The 15,824-nt window shown below is 66.7% G+C and carries 15 protein-coding genes; 8 read left to right on the top strand and 7 right to left on the bottom strand.

What is annotated here, in order from left to right; translation table 11 throughout:
* Positions 1–2: 2 nt before the first annotated feature.
* Positions 3–692, bottom strand: coding sequence for an ABC transporter permease (locus DFLDMN_RS19215; protein WP_423198483.1), 690 nt, complete (start codon positions 690–692; stop codon positions 3–5).
* Between the two features lie 735 nt (positions 693–1,427).
* On the opposite strand from DFLDMN_RS19215, the gene DFLDMN_RS19210 reads away from it, so the two are divergent.
* The 6 genes from DFLDMN_RS19210 (at position 1,428) to DFLDMN_RS19185 (ending at position 8,078) form a co-directional block, all read left to right on the top strand.
* Positions 1,428–2,357, top strand: a complete 930-nt coding sequence (locus DFLDMN_RS19210) for a pirin family protein (RefSeq protein WP_423196436.1) — start codon at positions 1,428–1,430, stop codon at positions 2,355–2,357.
* 418 nt (positions 2,358–2,775) lie between these two features.
* The gene (locus DFLDMN_RS19205) at positions 2,776–4,362 is read left to right on the top strand and encodes an ABC transporter ATP-binding protein (RefSeq protein WP_423196435.1); all 1,587 of its coding nucleotides are present in this window, start codon (positions 2,776–2,778) and stop codon (positions 4,360–4,362) included.
* Entirely contained in the window at positions 4,355–5,449 is a 1,095-nt protein-coding gene (locus DFLDMN_RS19200; RefSeq protein WP_423196434.1) for an ABC transporter permease, read from the top strand. The genes DFLDMN_RS19205 and DFLDMN_RS19200 overlap by 8 nt, the downstream gene beginning before the upstream one ends.
* Before the next feature lie 10 nt (positions 5,450–5,459).
* Positions 5,460–6,380: an ABC transporter permease gene (locus tag DFLDMN_RS19195; protein ID WP_423196433.1), complete on the top strand. Its 921-nt coding sequence runs from the start codon at positions 5,460–5,462 to the stop codon at positions 6,378–6,380.
* Positions 6,381–6,429: 49 nt separating this feature from the next.
* Positions 6,430–7,575, top strand: a complete 1,146-nt coding sequence (locus DFLDMN_RS19190) for a BMP family ABC transporter substrate-binding protein (RefSeq protein ID WP_423196432.1) — start codon at positions 6,430–6,432, stop codon at positions 7,573–7,575.
* Positions 7,576–7,784: 209 nt separating this feature from the next.
* Positions 7,785–8,078, top strand: a complete 294-nt coding sequence (locus DFLDMN_RS19185) for a YkvA family protein (RefSeq protein WP_423196431.1) — start codon at positions 7,785–7,787, stop codon at positions 8,076–8,078.
* Here DFLDMN_RS19185 and DFLDMN_RS19180 read toward each other — a convergent pair.
* The 3 genes from DFLDMN_RS19180 to DFLDMN_RS19170 are packed head-to-tail and all read right to left on the bottom strand — an operon-like array spanning position 8,075 to position 10,191.
* Positions 8,075–8,473, bottom strand: a complete 399-nt coding sequence (locus DFLDMN_RS19180; protein WP_423196430.1) for a methylglyoxal synthase — start codon at positions 8,471–8,473, stop codon at positions 8,075–8,077. The two genes, DFLDMN_RS19185 and DFLDMN_RS19180, sit on opposite strands and share 4 nt — an antisense overlap.
* Positions 8,473–9,261 (bottom strand): SDR family oxidoreductase, encoded by a 789-nt coding sequence (locus DFLDMN_RS19175; protein WP_423196429.1) that lies wholly within the window; start codon positions 9,259–9,261, stop codon positions 8,473–8,475. Before DFLDMN_RS19175 ends, DFLDMN_RS19180 begins: the two co-directional genes overlap by 1 nt.
* Positions 9,262–9,303: 42 nt before the next feature.
* On the bottom strand, positions 9,304–10,191 hold the full coding sequence (locus tag DFLDMN_RS19170) for a DMT family transporter (RefSeq protein ID WP_423198482.1): 888 nt from the start codon (positions 10,189–10,191) through the stop codon (positions 9,304–9,306).
* A gap of 191 nt (positions 10,192–10,382) precedes the next feature.
* On the opposite strand from DFLDMN_RS19170, the gene DFLDMN_RS19165 reads away from it, so the two are divergent.
* Together DFLDMN_RS19165 and upp are read left to right on the top strand one after the other, a co-directional pair.
* Positions 10,383–11,369 carry a Bug family tripartite tricarboxylate transporter substrate binding protein gene (locus tag DFLDMN_RS19165; RefSeq protein WP_423196428.1) on the top strand — a complete coding sequence of 329 codons (987 nt, stop codon included), beginning with the start codon at positions 10,383–10,385 and terminating at the stop codon, positions 11,367–11,369.
* Between the two features lie 130 nt (positions 11,370–11,499).
* On the top strand, positions 11,500–12,150 hold the full coding sequence (gene upp / locus DFLDMN_RS19160) for a uracil phosphoribosyltransferase (RefSeq protein ID WP_423196427.1): 651 nt from the start codon (positions 11,500–11,502) through the stop codon (positions 12,148–12,150).
* 66 nt (positions 12,151–12,216) lie between these two features.
* On the opposite strand, the gene DFLDMN_RS19155 is transcribed toward upp, so the two are convergent.
* The 3 genes from DFLDMN_RS19155 to DFLDMN_RS19145 all read right to left on the bottom strand — a co-directional run bounded on the left by DFLDMN_RS19155 (position 12,217) and on the right by DFLDMN_RS19145 (position 15,766).
* Positions 12,217–13,329 (bottom strand): porin, encoded by a 1,113-nt coding sequence (locus DFLDMN_RS19155; RefSeq protein WP_423196426.1) that lies wholly within the window; start codon positions 13,327–13,329, stop codon positions 12,217–12,219.
* Between the two features lie 323 nt (positions 13,330–13,652).
* On the bottom strand, positions 13,653–14,120 hold the full coding sequence (locus DFLDMN_RS19150) for a hypothetical protein (RefSeq protein WP_423196425.1): 468 nt from the start codon (positions 14,118–14,120) through the stop codon (positions 13,653–13,655).
* Positions 14,121–14,206: 86 nt separating this feature from the next.
* The gene (locus DFLDMN_RS19145; RefSeq protein WP_423196424.1) at positions 14,207–15,766 is read right to left on the bottom strand and encodes a helicase HerA-like C-terminal domain-containing protein; all 1,560 of its coding nucleotides are present in this window, start codon (positions 15,764–15,766) and stop codon (positions 14,207–14,209) included.
* Positions 15,767–15,824 lie beyond the last annotated feature (58 nt).

The following is a 15,824-nucleotide window of genomic DNA, read 5'->3' as shown; positions in this document are numbered from 1 at the left end:
CCTTAGTTGGCCAGCCCGCGGCGGCGCAGGTAGACATGCCCCGCGTACGCGAACAGCGCATCGAGCGCGAGCGCCAGCAGCGCGGTGGCCGCGGCGCCCAGCAGCAGCAGCGACTGGTTGTTGAGGTAGATGCCCGGAAAGATCAGCTCGCCGAGACTGTTGGCGCCGATCAGGAACGACAGCGGGACCGTGCCGACATTGATCACGAGGCTGATGCGCACACCCGCGAGGATCACCGGCAGCGCATTGGGCAATTCGACGCGCAGCAGGCGCTGGCGCGGGGTCATGCCGATGCCGCGCGCCGCCTCGCGCAGTGCGGGCGAAACGCTATGCAGGCCTTCGTAGGTGTTGCGTACGATCGGTAACAGCGACGCCAGCCACAGCGCGAGAATGGCGGGACGCTCGCCGATGCCCAGCACGGCCAGCGCCAGCGCCAGCACCGCGAGCGACGGCACCGTATTGCCGACGTTGAACACCTGCATCAGGCGATCGGCCCAGCGCCGCATGCAGGGCCGCGACAGGCCGATGCCCGCGGGGATGCCGGTGGCCAGCGCCAGACTCATCGAGATCGCCACCAGGCGCAGATGGTCGGCCAGGTCGTACAGCAGGCGTTCGCGATACGCGGCGATGACGTCGGGGCCGATCCAGATGGCCAGGGCGCCGAGGGCAGCGGCCAGGGCGGCGGCCAGCATGGTGGCCCGCAGGCGGGACGTGAAACGTGCGGCTTGTTGGGGCATAGCTCCTTTTCCAAAGGCAGTCCATGGCCGATTCGTGAGATTGAATCGCCACATGACGACAGTGAAAAACAAATGGCCCGGCGTCCCTCGACTTCAGGGGGATGCCCGCCAGGGCCCGGTTCAGATTGCCTTGCCGCCATGGCCGGCACAGGCGCCGGCGGACGGACGTTGGGATTGCACGGGATGGTCCGGCCGGCAGACCGCGAGGCGGGCGCAACCGTCAGGGAGCAGGTCCGTGCGAACCCATCGGATGGAACCGCCACGCGAGGGCGGACGGTTCCGGGTAGCGGCGCAACCAGCGACGTTGGCGGATCTCACCAACTTGAGATCCAGCCGGTTCAAGCTCCAGCCAACTTGAGCTCAAACCAACGCGGCGGGGTGGCCAGGTGACGATACTGCGTTACGAACGTATCGCAACGTATGATAAAGAGGCCGCTATTCTACACAAGTTCTGTCATCATGTCATCCGCGCCCGCGGACCCGCGAAATCCGGCCACCGTCGGCACATCGCGCCATCCGTCGCCTCCTTCTTCTGCACGGGCGTTGCGTCACCATTCCGCCGTTGCACGGAAACGCATGAAAAGCGATCTTCGTCCCATCAGCGGAACAATCTTTTGCCCGCATGCCGTCTACCGGATTTCCGCCAAACCCTTAAATTGCAGGGGTACACACTAACTCAGGAGAAGCATCATGGATGTGCGCAACACCCCTGCCACCACTGTCACCACCGCCGAGTCCGTCCAGCGCTCGCGCACCGTCGATCGCGTGGTGCGAGGCGTGGCCACTTCTGACGGCGCCGGCGTCAAGCTGACGCGCGTGCTGACGCAGAACCTGCAGCGCCGGCTCGACCCGTTCCTGATGCTCGATGCATTCGGCACCGACAACAAGGACGACTACATCGGGGGTTTTCCCGATCACCCGCACCGCGGCTTCGAAACCATCACGTACATGCTGGCCGGACGCATGCGCCATCGCGACAGCGCCGGGCACGAAGGCCTGCTCGAGAACGGCGGCGTGCAATGGATGGTGGCGGGTTCGGGCGTGGTCCACTCGGAATTGCCCGAGCAGGAAGAAGGCCGCATGGAAGGCTTCCAGCTCTGGCTGAACCTGCCGGCCGCCGACAAGATGACGGCGCCCTGGTACCGCGACGTGCCGTCGCAGCACGTGCCGACCGTGACGCTGCCGGGCGGCGGCACGCTACGCGTGCTGGCCGGCCACTCGCACGGCATCACCGGCGCGGTCACGCGGCCGGTGACCGAACCGCTGTACCTGGACGTCCATCTGCCGGCGGGCGCGCGCTTTGCGCAAACGCTGCCGACGGGCCATAACGCGTTTCTCTACGTGTATCGCGGCGAGGTCAAGGTCGGCAGCGGCAGCGACGCCGCCGTGGTCGAGGCGCAGCGCATGGGGGTGCTGGATAACACCGGCACCGGCGACGGCGTGGTGGTGACGGCAAGCGAGGACGCGCGCTTCCTGCTGATCGCGGGACAGCCGCTCAACGAGCCGATCGCGCAGTACGGCCCCTTCGTGATGAACACGCAGGAACAGATCTACCAGACCCTGGCCGACTTCCGCGAAGGACGCTTTGCCAGCATCGAGATGGAGGCGCGCGCCGGCTGACCGGCTGACCGGCTGACCGGGCGCACCGTCGGGAGCACCGTCGGGCGTACCGTTTCGCGCATGGCCGAGCGCGCCGGGCGGGCACACAGCCCGGACGCGCCAGCCGCGCACTCGCCCGGGGCCATGTCCCCGCTAACCCCTCCACCCGCCACGGCCCGCGCCGTGGCTTTTTTTATTCCGGCATGCGAATTGCAATCTCCCCCAACCGTTGCAGGGGCTGGCGCGACGCCAAAACACCGGGCCGGCGCCCCGCACACTTATATAATCCGCAGCGAATGTCGGGCATGCGAACATCGTGATGGTCGTCACCGTGCCGTGCGCCAAGCTCGCACGCGCGCCCCGCTGTCACGCGCTCGCCTGCCCGACCGTCGGTCGTCCGACATCAACGTTGCTGCCCACAACAATTCGAGCCGCCTCAGTGACATCACAGACCCCTCCCAGGCTGGCGCTTGGCCATATCACCAAGCGCTATCCCGGCGTGATCGCCAACGACGACGTCAGCCTGACCGTCGCCCCGGGCGAGATCCACGCCGTACTCGGCGAAAACGGCGCCGGCAAATCCACCCTCATGAAGATCATCTTCGGCGCGGTACGTCCCGACGCCGGCGAAGTGCACTTCAACGGGGCACGGGTGTCGATCGCCAGCCCGCACGACGCCCGCAACCTGGGCATCGCCATGGTGTTCCAGCATTTCTCGCTGTTCGACACGCTGACCGTCGCCGAGAATATCGCGCTGGGCCTGCCGCCGCGCGACGTCGGCAACCTGCAGCAGCTGGCCACGCGCATCCGCGACACCGCGGCGCGCTATGGCCTGCCGCTGGAACCGCAGCGGCACGTGCATACGCTGTCGGTGGGCGAACGCCAGCGCGTGGAAATCGTGCGCGCGCTGCTGGCCCGGCCGCAATTGCTGATCCTCGACGAACCGACCTCGGTGCTGACCCCGCAGGCGGTGGAAACGCTGTTCGTCACGCTGCGCCAGCTGGCGGCCGAAGGCACCAGCATTCTCTATATCAGCCACAAGCTCGACGAAATCCGCGCGCTGTGCCATACCGCGACGGTCATGCGCATGGGACGCGTCACCGGCGTATGCGATCCGCGCGAGGAAAGCGCGGCCTCGCTCTCGCGCCTGATGATCGGTGGCGAGCCGCCGCGCGAGGCGCGTGTGGCCACCGAGCGCGGACCGCTGCGGCTGGCGGTGCGCGATCTGTCGCTGCCGCGCGCGCATGCGTTTGCCACCGAGCTGCAGCGCATCGCGCTCGACGTGCATGCCGGCGAGATCGTCGGCATCGCCGGCGTGTCCGGCAATGGCCAGCAGGAGCTGCTCGGCGCGTTGTCCGGCGAGGACCCGCGCGCGACTGCTGCGGCCATCCAGATCGACGGCCGCGCGGTCGGCCGGCTCGATGCGCGCGCGCGCCGCCGCGCAGGGCTCGCTTTCGTGCCCGAGGAGCGCCTTGGCCGTGGTGCGGTGCCGGGCATGAGCCTGGCCGCCAATACCCTGCTCTCGCACCAGACCCCGCCGTTCGTGCGGGGCGGCATGATTTCGCCCACAGCCGCGGCCGGCCTGGCCGCCGCGGTGATTCAGCGCTTCCGCGTCAAGGCCAGCGGGCCGGCCGCGCTGGCGCGCAGCCTCTCGGGCGGCAATCTGCAGAAATTCATCGTCGGCCGCGAGATCGAGGCCGGACCGAAGGTGCTGATCGTGGCGCAACCGACGTGGGGCGTCGACGTCGGCGCCGCCGCGCAGATTCACAACGAGATGCTCGCGCTCAAGGCCACCGGCTGCGCGCTGCTGGTGGTCTCCGAGGAGCTCGACGAACTGTTCGCGCTCTGCGACCGCCTGCACGTGATCGCCAAGGGCCACCTGTCGCCCTCGATCGCGGTGGACCAGGCCACGCGCGAGCAGGTCGGCCTGTGGATGAGCGGACTGTGGGAAGGCGGGCCCGCGCGCGAACTCGCCGGGGCCGGTGCGGCCGCCGATCGCGCCGGGATGGAGGCACGCCATGGCTGACCATCGCCTGCCCCTGATGCTGGCGCCGCGCGGCACACCTTCGCGCACGATGGCCTACGCCTCGCCGCTGATCGCGCTGGCACTCACGCTGCTGTTTGGCGCGCTGCTGTTTGTCGCGCTCGGCAAGGACCCGATGGCGGCGCTCAAGGTGTTCCTGGTCGATCCGCTCAAGGACCGCCGCGCCATCGGCGAGGTGCTGCTCAAGACCGTGCCCCTGGTACTGTGCGCGCTCGGCCTGGCGGTCTGCTATCGCGCCAACATCTGGAATATCGGCGCCGATGGCCAGCTGATCCTCGGCGGCATTTGCGCCGGCGCTACCGTGCTGTACTTCGATGTGCCGGGCCACACCATCGGCGGCGTGCCGGTGCTCGTGCTGGCCTCGCTCGCGGGCATGGCGGGCGGCATGCTGTGGGCCGCGCTCACGGCCTGGCTCAAGGACCGCTTCAACGCCAACGAGATCCTGGTCTCGCTGATGCTCACCTATATCGCCCAGCAACTGATCCTGTGGGTCGTGAACGGCCCGCTCAAGGATCCGCAAGGCATGAACTTTCCGCAGTCCAAGGTGTTCTCGCCCGAGTTCCTGCTGCCCAACCTGCTGGCGGGCTCGCGCCTGCATGCGGGCTTTGCCGTGATGCTGGTGCTGGTGGTGGCGATGACGGTCTTCGTGTTCCGCAGCTTTGCCGGATACCGCCTGCAGGTCGGTGGCACCGCGCCGGCCGCGGCGCGCTATGCGGGCTTCTCGGCGCGCGCCTCGCTGTGGAGCGCGCTGCTGATCTCGGGCGCCACCGCGGGTCTGGCCGGCGCGTTCGAGGTGACCGGCCCGATCGGACAGGTGCTGCCATCGATCTCGCCGGGCTACGGCTTTACCGCCATCATCGTCGCCTTTGTCGGCCGGTTGCATCCGGTCGGCACCGTGTTCGGCGGCATCGTGATGTCACTGTTCTATATCGGCGGCGAGATGGCGCAGTCGCGCATCGGCCTGCCGTCGGCGATTGGCTGGGTGTTCCAGGGCATGCTGCTGTTCTTCCTGCTGGCGTGCGACACGTTGATCGACAACCGCCTGCGCTGGCGCGCGGCCGCGACCTGAGGAGCGTCAGATGGAACAACTCGCTCCGCTCATCGCTACCGCCATCAATGCCGGTACGCCGCTGTTGCTGGCCGCGCTCGGCCTGCTGATCAACGAACGCGCCGGCGTGCTCAACCTTGGCGCGGAAGGCATGATGCTGGTCGCCGCCGCCATCGGCTTCATGGTCGGCTACCAGACCCAGTCGCCGCTGCTCGGCTTTCTGGCGGGCGCCGCGGCCGGCATGGTGATGGCCACGCTGTTTTCGTGGCTTGCGCTGGTGCTGGCCACCAACCAGGTCGCCACCGGGCTGGCGCTGTCGATCTTCGGCACCGGCCTGTCGGCGTTCATGGGCCAGCGCTTCGTCGGCTATGCGATGCCCGCGCAGGCCAAGGCGATTCCGGGCCTGGCCGACCTGCCCTTTGTCGGCCCGGCCTTCTTCCAGCACCACTGGATGGTGTATTTCAGCCTGCTGCTGTGCTTCGGCATCATGTGGTTCCTGTTCCGCACGCGTGCCGGCCTCACGCTGCGCGCGATCGGCGAGTCGCCCGAATCGGCGCACGCGCTAGGCTATCCGGTGCAATGGATCCGCTTCGGCGCGCTGCTGTTCGGCGGCGCATGCTGCGGACTGGCGGGTGCATACCTGTCGCTGGTCTACACGCCGATGTGGGTCGAGAACCTCGTCGCGGGGCGCGGCTGGATCGCGCTGGCGCTCACCACGTTTGCCACCTGGCGTCCGGGCCGCGTGCTGATCGGCGCGTGGCTGTTTGGCGCGGTGACCATCCTGCAGTTCTACCTGCAAGGCATCGGCATCGCGGTGCCATCGCAATTCCTGTCGATGCTGCCGTACGCGGCGACGATCGTCGTGCTGGCGCTGATTTCGCGCAATCCGGCGTGGATTCGCCTCAATATGCCGGCCTCGCTGGGCAAGCCGTTCCGGCCCGGCAACGCCTGATCCGTTTTACCCAGTCGCATCACACCAGAAGACACTACAAGGAGAAATCATGACTGTCACACGCAGGACCACCCTGGCGGCCTTGACTGCGCTGACTGCCGCCGCCGTGCTCGCCCTGAGCGGCTGCGGCAAGAAGGAAGAACAGCCGGCCGCCGGCGCGGCCTCTGCCCCGGCCGCTGCCGCCACCGGCGAACCGCTCAAGGTCGCGTTCGTCTATATCGGCCCGGTGGGCGATGCCGGCTGGACCTATGCGCACGACGCCGGCCGCAAGGCCGTGGAGGCCAAGTTCGGCGACAAGGTCAAGACCACCTACGTCGAGAACGTGCCCGAGTCCGCCGCCGATGCCGAGCGCGTGTTCCGCGACCTGGCCAGCCAGGGCAACAAGCTGATCTTCGGCACCACGTTCGGCTACATGGAGTCGATGCTGAAGGTGGCCAGGGAATTCCCGGACGTCAAGTTCGAACACGCCACGGGTTTCAAGACCGCGGACAATCTTGCCCAGTACGACGTGCGCACCTATGAGGGCGCGTACCTGGCCGGCGTGGTGGCCGGCAAGATGAGCAAGACCGGCAAGATGGGCGTGGTGGCCTCGGTGCCGATTCCGGAGGTCATCCGCAATATCGACTCGTTCACGCTCGGCGCGCGCAGCGTCAATCCGCAGGCCACGGTCAAGGTGGTGTGGGTCAACAAGTGGTTCGATCCGGGCAAGGAGCGCGAAGCCGCCACCACGCTGATCGGCCAGGGTGTGGACATGCTGATGCAGAACACCGACTCCGCCGCCGTGGTGCAGACCGCGCAGGAAAAAGGCATCTATGCCTTTGGCTGGGACAGCGACATGAGCAAGTTCGGCGAAAAGGCGCACCTGGCCGCGTCGGTGATCTCGTGGGGCGTGTATTACACCAAGGTGGTCGACGATGTGCTCAACAACCAGTGGAAGAACAGCACCATCTGGTGGGGCCTCAAGGAAGGCGCGATCGACCTCAAGGCGTTCAACGCGGTGGTGCCCGCCGACGTGAAGACGCTGGTCGAGGCACGCAAGGCGGGCATCGTCGACGGCTCGGCACCGATCTGGAAGGGTCCGATCAAGGACAACACGGGCAAGGAACAGGTGGCGGCCGGCCAGACCGCGGACGACGCCTTCCTGCATAACGTGAAGTTCTACGTCGAGGGCGTGGAAGGCAACGTGCCGGGCTGAACGGTGCGGTAACTGCCGTTGCGGCGATGCCGCGCCATGGTGGCGTGGCGTTCCCTTCCGCCTGACTCCCGCATGGTCCGCAAGGCGGGAGGGAACGCCAGCCGCCGGCCCCACGCCGGAACTTGAAGCGCCCCGGATTGGCCCAAGCTATTCGACTGACGATTCAGCCGTTAGCCATTTCACGCGCCGCGTGATCAAGGAGGCCCATCATGTGGAAGCGATTGTCTGCCCTGTGGACGCTGGTCCGCCGTGACGGGCGACTGCTGTGGTTTGCATTGCGTCATCCCGACGCCCCGCCCTGGCTGCGGCCGGCCACCATCGGCCTGGCCATCTATGCCATCTCTCCGATCGACCTGATTCCCGACGTGATCGCCGGTCTCGGCATCGTCGACGACGTGGTGCTGATTCCGCTCGCGGTGCACCTGATGTTGCGGCGCCTGCCGCCGCATATCCTGCGGCAGGCCCGGATGCGCGCCGCCGCAACCACGGTACGGCCGCGCTAGCGCGCCGCCGATAGCTGCGCGAGCAGCAGTTCCGCCGTGGCGAGGTTGGTGGCACAGGGCACGTTGTGGACGTCACAGGCGCGCACGAGCGCATTGATATCGGGCTCGTGCGGCTGCGGGGTCATCGGGTCGCGCAGGAAAATCACCGCCGAAATACGGCCTTCCGCCAGCTGCGCGCCGATCTGCAGGTCGCCGCCCCACGGGCCGGACAGCATCCGCGTGACCGCGAGTCCGGTTTCGTCCGCGATGCGGCCACCGGTGGTGCCGGTGGCCAGCAGATCGCATTGCGCGAGAAAGTCCCGATGCCGCGCCGCGAAGGCGACGATATCGTCCTTCTTGTGATCGTGCGCGATCAGCGCGATCCTCGCTTTGGTGGGCGTCGCGGACTGGGTCATCAGAACGTTCCGGGATAGGCGCCACCGTCGAGCAGGACGTTCTGGCCGGTCATATAGGCGGCCTGCTTGCTGCACAGGAAGGCGCAGGTGGCACCGAACTCGGCGGGATCGCCAAAGCGGCGCGTCGGATTGCTGGCGGCGCGGCGTTGCGCGGCCTCGTCGACCGAGATGCCGGCCTTTTTGGCGCCGCCTTCGAGCGTCTTGTAGAGACGATCGGTGCTGAACGGCCCCGGCAGCAGGTTGTTGACGGTCACGCCATGCTGCGCCACTTCACGCGCGAGGCCGGCGACAAAGCCGGTCAGGCCCGAGCGTGCGCCGTTGGACAGGCCCAGCACGTCGATCGGCGCCTTGACCGCACCACTCGTGATATTGACGATGCGGCCCCATTTGCGCGCGATCATGCCGTCCACGGTGGCCTTGATCAGCTCGATCGGGGTCAGCATGTTGGCATCGATGGCGGCGATCCACTCGTCGCGGCCCCAGTCGCGGAAGTTACCCGGGGGCGGGCCGCCGGCATTGTTCACCAGGATATCGAGATCGCCGAGCCTGGCCACCGCATCGAGCGCCTGCTTGCGGCCATCGGGCGTGGTGATATCGGTGGCCACCGCAATCACGCGGCGGCCATGGCGCGCGCGCAGGTCGGCGGCAGCCTTCTCGAGCGCCTCGGCGCCCCGCGCGACGATCACCACGTCGACACCTTCCGCCGCCAGCGCGTCGGCGCACGCCAGACCCAGGCCCTTGCTCGCGCCGCACACCAGCGCATGTTTACCGCGCAATCCGAAATCCATTGCTCATTCCTCCTTGGGATATTGCCGTTGCCTTGTTACGTGTCAGTTCTTGCGGGCCGACAGCAGGTACATGCCGCCGAGCACCAGTGCGCTGCCGGCCAGCTGCACGCCGCTGACGGGCTCGCCCAGCAGCCAGAAGGCCAGTGCGAGCGTCGATACCGGTCCGATCATGCCAGCCTGCGATGCCATCGGCGCACCGATGCGCGCCACCGCCACCATCGTCAGCGATACCGGCAACACCGTGCAGAACACCGCATTGACGAGTGACAGCCACAGCACCGGTGCCGGCTGCGCGAGCTCGGCAAGCGGCCGGCCCAGCACGAGGTACTGGATCACGCAGCATAGCGTGGACACGCACATGGCGTACGCCACCAGCCGCAGCGAGCCGACGCGCCGCACCAGTTCGCCGCTCAGGATCAGATACACACCATACGACAATGCGCTGCCCAGCACCAGCGCGCCACCGAGCCAGACCTGCGCACCGCTGACGTCGAGGTCATGGGCAAACACCAGCACGATACCTGCATAGGCAAGCAGCAGCGAGATCCACTGCCGTGCGTGAATGGGCCGATGGAACACCAGCGCGGTGGTCAGCAGGACGAACGAAGGGGTCAGGAACAGAATCAGCCGCTCGAGTCCGGCCGTGATGTATTGCAGACCGAGAAAATCGAGAAAGCTGGAAAGGTAGTAGCCGATAAAACCGAGGAACACCACGCGGCCGCGGTCGGCCCAGGACAGCGGCGGCAGCTTGCGTGCCTGCCACCAGCCGATCACCATGAACAGCGGCACTGCGAACAGCATGCGCAGCGTGATGACCATGACCGCATCGACGTTGTAGCGGTACATGAGCTTGGCGACGATCGCCTTGGCGGAGAACAGCACGGCGCCGATGGCCGCGACGGCCAGGCCGTAGCGCTGCGTGGCAGGCACCTCGGCAGGCGAAGACAGGGTTTTGTGGGATGCGGTCACGGGGCGCTCGGTAGTGCTTCCCGGCAGCGCCGGGACCGGGGGATTGTAAGGCAAAAGCCGCAAGGACGACGGACGGCCGATCCCCTACAATGGCCGGCGTCCGGTGCCCGTTACCTGCCCGGAACAACCCGATCAGAGGAGACAATCCAGTCATGCCGTTTACCCGTCGTCGCGCCCTGCTCCAGTCGGCGCTGCTGTTACCGCTCGCCGTCACGCTGCCGGCCCTGCCCGCCTTCGCCGACACCTATCCGGCCAAGCCCATCCGTTTTGTCGTGCCCTACGCGGCGGGTGGCACCACCGACCTCGTGGCGCGCACCGTCGGCCAGCGCGTGGCGGAGAAGCTGGGGCAGCCGGTGGTGATCGAGAACCGGCCCGGCGCCGGCGGCAATATCGGCATGGATGCGGTGGCCAAGGCCGCGCCCGATGGCTATACCATCGGCTTTGGCGCGATCTCCACCAACGCGCTCAATCCGCATATCTACAAGCAGGTGCCGTTCGACCCGCGCAAGGACTTCACGGCCATCAGCCTGCTCGGTACCTCGACCATCGTGCTGGAAGTCAGCGAGACCCTGCCGGTCAGGACGGTGCCGGAACTGGTGGCCTACGCCAAGACGCATCCGGGTCTGACCTACGCCACGGCCGGCACCGGTACCTCGATGCACCTGGCCGGCGCGATATTCGCGCAGATGACGCAGACCAGCCTGACGCACGTGCCGTACAAGGGCAGCAGCCCGGCCATCAACGACATGCTGGGGGGCCATCTGCAGGTGATGTTCGACAACCTGCCCGCGTCACTGCCGCATATCCAGGCCGGCAAGCTGCGCGCGCTGGCGGTGGCCGGCAAGACGCGCTCCCCGTCGCTGCCCAACGTGCCGACGCTGGCCGAGGCGGGGCTGCCCGGCTATGCGGTGGAACCGTGGTTCGGCGTGTACGGCCCGGCCAATCTGCCGGCGCCGGTGGTGCAGACGCTCAATGCGGCCTTTGTGGAGGCGCTCGCGCGGCCCGATGTGCGCGACAAGCTGACCCAGGCCGGCTTCAATCCGAAGGGTTCGAGCGCGGCGGAGCTGCAAAGCCTCACCACGGCCGAATACGAGCGCTTCGGCAAGGTGGCCAAGTCCGCCGGCATTACGGTCGACTGACGGCCAGGCGGCCGCGGCGAGGCGGTTGACGAAGGTCTGGCGGCCCGGCGCAAAAACCGGGCCGCGCCCTGGCATTGCCTTTACAATCCGGCTGCATCGGGCCAGCCCCCGCCTCTTTTTGCCAGCCGCCATGAAACAAGATCCGCGCTTTCCCAACCTGTTCATCCTCAACCACCCGCTGATCCAGCACAAGCTCTCGCACATGCGCGACAAGGAGACCTCCACGCGCACCTTCCGCGAGCTGTTACGCGAGATCACGCTGCTGATGGGGTATGAGATCACGCGCAACCTGCCGCTGACCACGCGCCATATCGAGACGCCGCTGGTTCCGCTGGAGGCGCCGGTGATCGCCGGCAAGAAGCTCACCATCGTGCCCGTGCTGCGCGCGGGCGTGGGTATGAGCGATGGCCTGGTCGAGCTGATTCCGTCGGCGCGTATCGGCCATATCGGCGTATATCGGGACGAGCAGCATCGCCCCGTGGAATACCTGGTACGCCTGCCGGACCTGGAAGACCGCAGTTTCATCCTGTGCGATCCGATGGTGGCTACCGGCTACTCCGCCGTGCATGCGGTGGATGTGCTGAAGAAGCGCGGCGTGAAGGACGAGGCGATTACGTTCGTCGCGCTGGTGGCGGCGCCCGAAGGGGTGGAGGTTTTCCAGAAGGCGCATCCGGGTGTGCGGCTCTACGTCGCTTCGCTCGATAGCCATCTGGACGCGCACGCGTATATCGTGCCGGGACTCGGCGATGCCGGCGACCGGCTGTTCGGCACCAAGAACTGAGGCACCGGGCGCCTGCGCCCCGACCTTCCCGACGCGCGGGAAAGTCGGGGCGCGGACCCGCTTCGCTTAGAACTTGTGGCGCAGGCCGATCACCGTGCCGAACTGGTTCTTGCCCACGGCGGCCGTGCCATAGCCGCTGCCGCCGATGCCGCTGGCGCCCACGCCCATGGACGAGCCATTCTTGTTGGCCGCGTAGCTCATGTTCCAGTACACGTCGGTGCGCTTCGAGAACGCATAGTCGGCCGATACCACGAACGTCCACGGATCGGCGCCGGAACCGCGTACATCCTGGTAATACGCGGCGCCGGTCATCGAGAATGCCGGCAGGATCTGGTAGCCCAGGCCAAGCCAGTACAGGTTCGACGAGTTCTTGCCATCGGTACCCGGCAACACGGCGAAATCATAGGCCTTGGCCCAGCGATAGCCCGCGAACGCCTTGGCCGGACCGAAGGCATACGACGCACCGACCGCGGCACGCCGGGTCTTCATGTCCGCCGATCGCTGCAGGTCGGCATAGGTACCGTTGGGCGCACCGACGTTGGTCTGGTCGAACACCACGCCAACGGCCAGGGGGCCCGTGGCGTAGGTCAGGCCCAGCGACGTTTCCGCGCCGATCTTGGACTGGCCCGGCACCTCGCCAAAGCCGCCGCCCCCCGTGTTGGCGCCGAAGCTGTACAGCGCATTCACGGTCAGGCCGCTGAAGGTGCCCACGTACTTGATGGCGTTGTCGGCCCGGCCGGCAAACGCGCCGTCCTGCGTGGCCAGCGAGTAGTTGGCCAGCGCCATGGGATCGAAGCGGAGGCCGAACGCGTAGAACGGCGTCTCCTGGCGACCCAGCGTCACCTCGCCGAAGTTGCCGGCCAGACCGACATAGGCCTTGCGGCCGAACAGGCGCGAGGCCTGCGCGGACTTGCCGTCATCGATGTTGAAGCCGCTCTCGAGCACGAACACACCCTTCAGTCCGCGACCCAGGTCCTCCATGCCGCGCAGGCCCCAGCGGCTGCCGGACATGCCGCCCGACATCATGCGCACTTCCGCGCCGCCGCGCGAGCCCTTGCCGACCCCGGTCTTGTATTCGATACCGGCGTCCAGTACGCCGTAAAGCGTGACGCTCGACTGTGCAATGGCGCCCGTGGAAAGCATGGCTGCGGCGGCAACGGGAATCAATTTGAATTTCATACTTCTTTCTCTCGCTCATATCGCAAGTCCATTCTTGCGCGGGAGGAATTATGAAATTCAATAATTCATGCACTCAAGCCTTTACCGACCTCGCTGTTGCATAGGAGCACAGCTCTTTTTAATGCTATTTATTCCGTTAATTCAACAACTTACACATAAATCATGGAATTTATTTAAATCTGTCACATGAAAATAAGGTTTAACCTATCAGCACTCCCAGACACCCGCCTTATGCTCCGTGCCGGGCATCCTCATCTGTGCCCGACTTTCCTTGCAGCAAAAAAGAAGGGCCGCTCATGCGGCCCTTCTTTCCATCCAGCCCATCAGCCCGGCAGATCGTCCAGCGCGAACTTGATGGCGGCGGTATTGACGAGGTCGGTCATCGTCACCTGCGATAACTGCGCCGTGTACGCGCGCAGCCGGGCCAGGCAAGCATGGCACCGGTCGAGATCGGCGGTGGTCAGCGGCGCGCTGGCGCGCAGCTTCTCGGCGAGTTGTTGCAGCGCGCCAGTGTCCGGACACGCGCGGTCGCGCAGCCGGGCAATGTCATAGGTCTCCACCACCCCGAAGATCGCTTCGACGATCTCATAGGCCGCACCCTGGCCCTTGACGAAATAGGACAGCGCGCCGTCATCGGTCACGTAGAACGGATCGCCGCGCTCCAGGGACGCCAGCAGGTGTTCGAGCGGGCCGAACAGTGCATTGAGCTTCCACGGCTGCAGGCGCAGCGCGCCACGCGGACTGGCGTCGCGCGGACGATAGGCTTTTCTGGGTTTTTGGGAACGACTCATGACACGCGGGATGGCTTGGAACGGGGCCCAAGCGTAGGCGTGCCAAGCGCGCCGCCCATATAGGGCAATGCTGAAAGGCCGCGGCGCTATTTCCTGCGACCGGAACCGAGCAGGCTGCCCAGCACACCGCGAATCAGCTCGCGTCCGACTTGCGAACCGACCGTGCGGGCCGCGGACTTCGCCATCGACTCCAGGATGGAATCGCCACGGCCGCTCTTGCCCGTACCCTTGGTCAGCGTGCCGAAGATGTCGCCGGCCTGGTCGAGCCAGCCGCCGCCCTCGGCCGGCGCGGACGGCGCCGGCCTGCCGACCTTGCCGCCACTGGCATCCGCACCGCCCGCCACCGCGTCGCCATTGCCGGCGCCTCCATTGCCAACGCCACTACGCAGCTTCTCGTACGCCGATTCGCGATCGATCGTCTTCTCATACGTCCCCGCCACCAGCGACGACGCGATCAGTTGCTGGCGCTCCGCGTCCGTGATCGGACCGATGCGACTGCCCGGCGCCAGCACCCACGCGCGCTCGGTCACGCCGGGCGTGCCCTTGGCATCGAGGCACGAGATCAGCGCTTCCCCCACGCCGAGCTCGCCGATCACCGTCTCGAGCGAGAGCCGGGGATTGGCACGCATGGTGGTGGCGGCCACCTTGACCGCCTTCTGGTCGCGTGGCGTGAAGGCGCGCAGTGCGTGCTGCACGCGGTTGCCAAGCTGGCCCAGCACCGTGTCCGGGATATCGATCGGATTCTGCGTCACGAAATACACGCCCACCCCCTTCGACCGCACCAGCCGCACCACCTGCTCGATCTTGTCGAGCAGCCCCTTGGGGGCATCGTTGAACAACAGGTGCGCCTCGTCGAAGAAGAACACGAGCTTGGGCTTGTCCAGGTCGCCGGCCTCGGGCAGCTTCTCGAACAGCTCGGACAACATCCACAGCAGGAACGTCGCGTACAGGCGCGGCGCGTTCATCAGCTTGTCGGCGGCGAGGATATTGATGACGCCCTGCCCCTTCTCGGTCTGGATGAAGTCTTCGAGATTGAGCATCGGCTCGCCGAAGAAGCGGTCGGCGCCCTGCGATTCGAGCGCGACCAGGCCGCGCTGGATCGCGCCGATCGAGGCAGCCGAGATGTTGCCGTACTCGGTGGTGAACTGCGAGGCGTTGTCGCCCACGTACTGCAGCATCGCGCGCAGGTCCTTGGCGTCGAGCAGCAGCAGGCCGTTGGCATCGGCAATGCGGAACACGAGGTTGAGCACGCCTTGCTGGGTATCGTTGAGCTCCAGCATGCGCGCCAGCAGCAGCGGGCCCATGTGCGAGACGGTGGCCCGCACCGGATGGCCCTTTTCGCCGAAGACGTCCCACAGCGTGGTCGGGCAGGCACCCCAGGCAGGCTCCGGCAGGTTGTGCTCGGCCAGGCGGGCCTTGAGCTTGTCCGAGGGCTGGCCGGGCTGCGAAATGCCGGTCAGGTCACCCTTGACGTCGGCCATGAACACGGGCACGCCCAGCCGCGAGAAGCCCTGTGCCAGCGTTTGCAGGGTCACGGTCTTGCCGGTACCGGTGGCGCCGGTGATCAACCCGTGCCGGTTGCCCATCTCGGGCAGCAGGACCAGTTCCTGGTCGGCGTTCTTGGCAAGGAGGATGGGATCGGCCATGGTCAACTCGATTTTGTCAATGGACAGCACACGGACAGGAAACGGACAGAAAGCGGAC

The organism is Cupriavidus sp. H19C3 (assembly GCF_049393815.1).
Taxonomy (GTDB): Bacteria; Pseudomonadota; Gammaproteobacteria; order Burkholderiales; family Burkholderiaceae; genus Cupriavidus.
Note: the sequence above shows the minus strand (reverse complement) of the source record. Positions and strands in the feature narration are given on the sequence as shown.

Bases quoted from the DNA above. Each gene is read 5' to 3' on its own strand.
- DFLDMN_RS19165 (WP_423196428.1), top strand. From the start codon at position 10,383: ATGCCGTTTACCCGTCGTCGCGCCCTGCTCCAGTCGGCGCTGCTGTTA.
- DFLDMN_RS19150 (WP_423196425.1), bottom strand. From the start codon at position 14,120: ATGAGTCGTTCCCAAAAACCCAGAAAAGCCTATCGTCCGCGCGACGCC.
- DFLDMN_RS19145 (WP_423196424.1), bottom strand. From the start codon at position 15,766: ATGGCCGATCCCATCCTCCTTGCCAAGAACGCCGACCAGGAACTGGTC.
- DFLDMN_RS19180 (WP_423196430.1), bottom strand. From the start codon at position 8,473: ATGACCCAGTCCGCGACGCCCACCAAAGCGAGGATCGCGCTGATCGCG.
- DFLDMN_RS19200 (WP_423196434.1), top strand. From the start codon at position 4,355: ATGGCTGACCATCGCCTGCCCCTGATGCTGGCGCCGCGCGGCACACCT.
- DFLDMN_RS19175 (WP_423196429.1), bottom strand. From the start codon at position 9,261: ATGGATTTCGGATTGCGCGGTAAACATGCGCTGGTGTGCGGCGCGAGC.
- DFLDMN_RS19185 (WP_423196431.1), top strand. From the start codon at position 7,785: ATGTGGAAGCGATTGTCTGCCCTGTGGACGCTGGTCCGCCGTGACGGG.
- DFLDMN_RS19215 (WP_423198483.1), bottom strand. From the start codon at position 692: ATGCTGGCCGCCGCCCTGGCCGCTGCCCTCGGCGCCCTGGCCATCTGG.
- DFLDMN_RS19195 (WP_423196433.1), top strand. From the start codon at position 5,460: ATGGAACAACTCGCTCCGCTCATCGCTACCGCCATCAATGCCGGTACG.
- upp (WP_423196427.1), top strand. From the start codon at position 11,500: ATGAAACAAGATCCGCGCTTTCCCAACCTGTTCATCCTCAACCACCCG.
- DFLDMN_RS19155 (WP_423196426.1), bottom strand. From the start codon at position 13,329: ATGAAATTCAAATTGATTCCCGTTGCCGCCGCAGCCATGCTTTCCACG.
- DFLDMN_RS19210 (WP_423196436.1), top strand. From the start codon at position 1,428: ATGGATGTGCGCAACACCCCTGCCACCACTGTCACCACCGCCGAGTCC.
- DFLDMN_RS19190 (WP_423196432.1), top strand. From the start codon at position 6,430: ATGACTGTCACACGCAGGACCACCCTGGCGGCCTTGACTGCGCTGACT.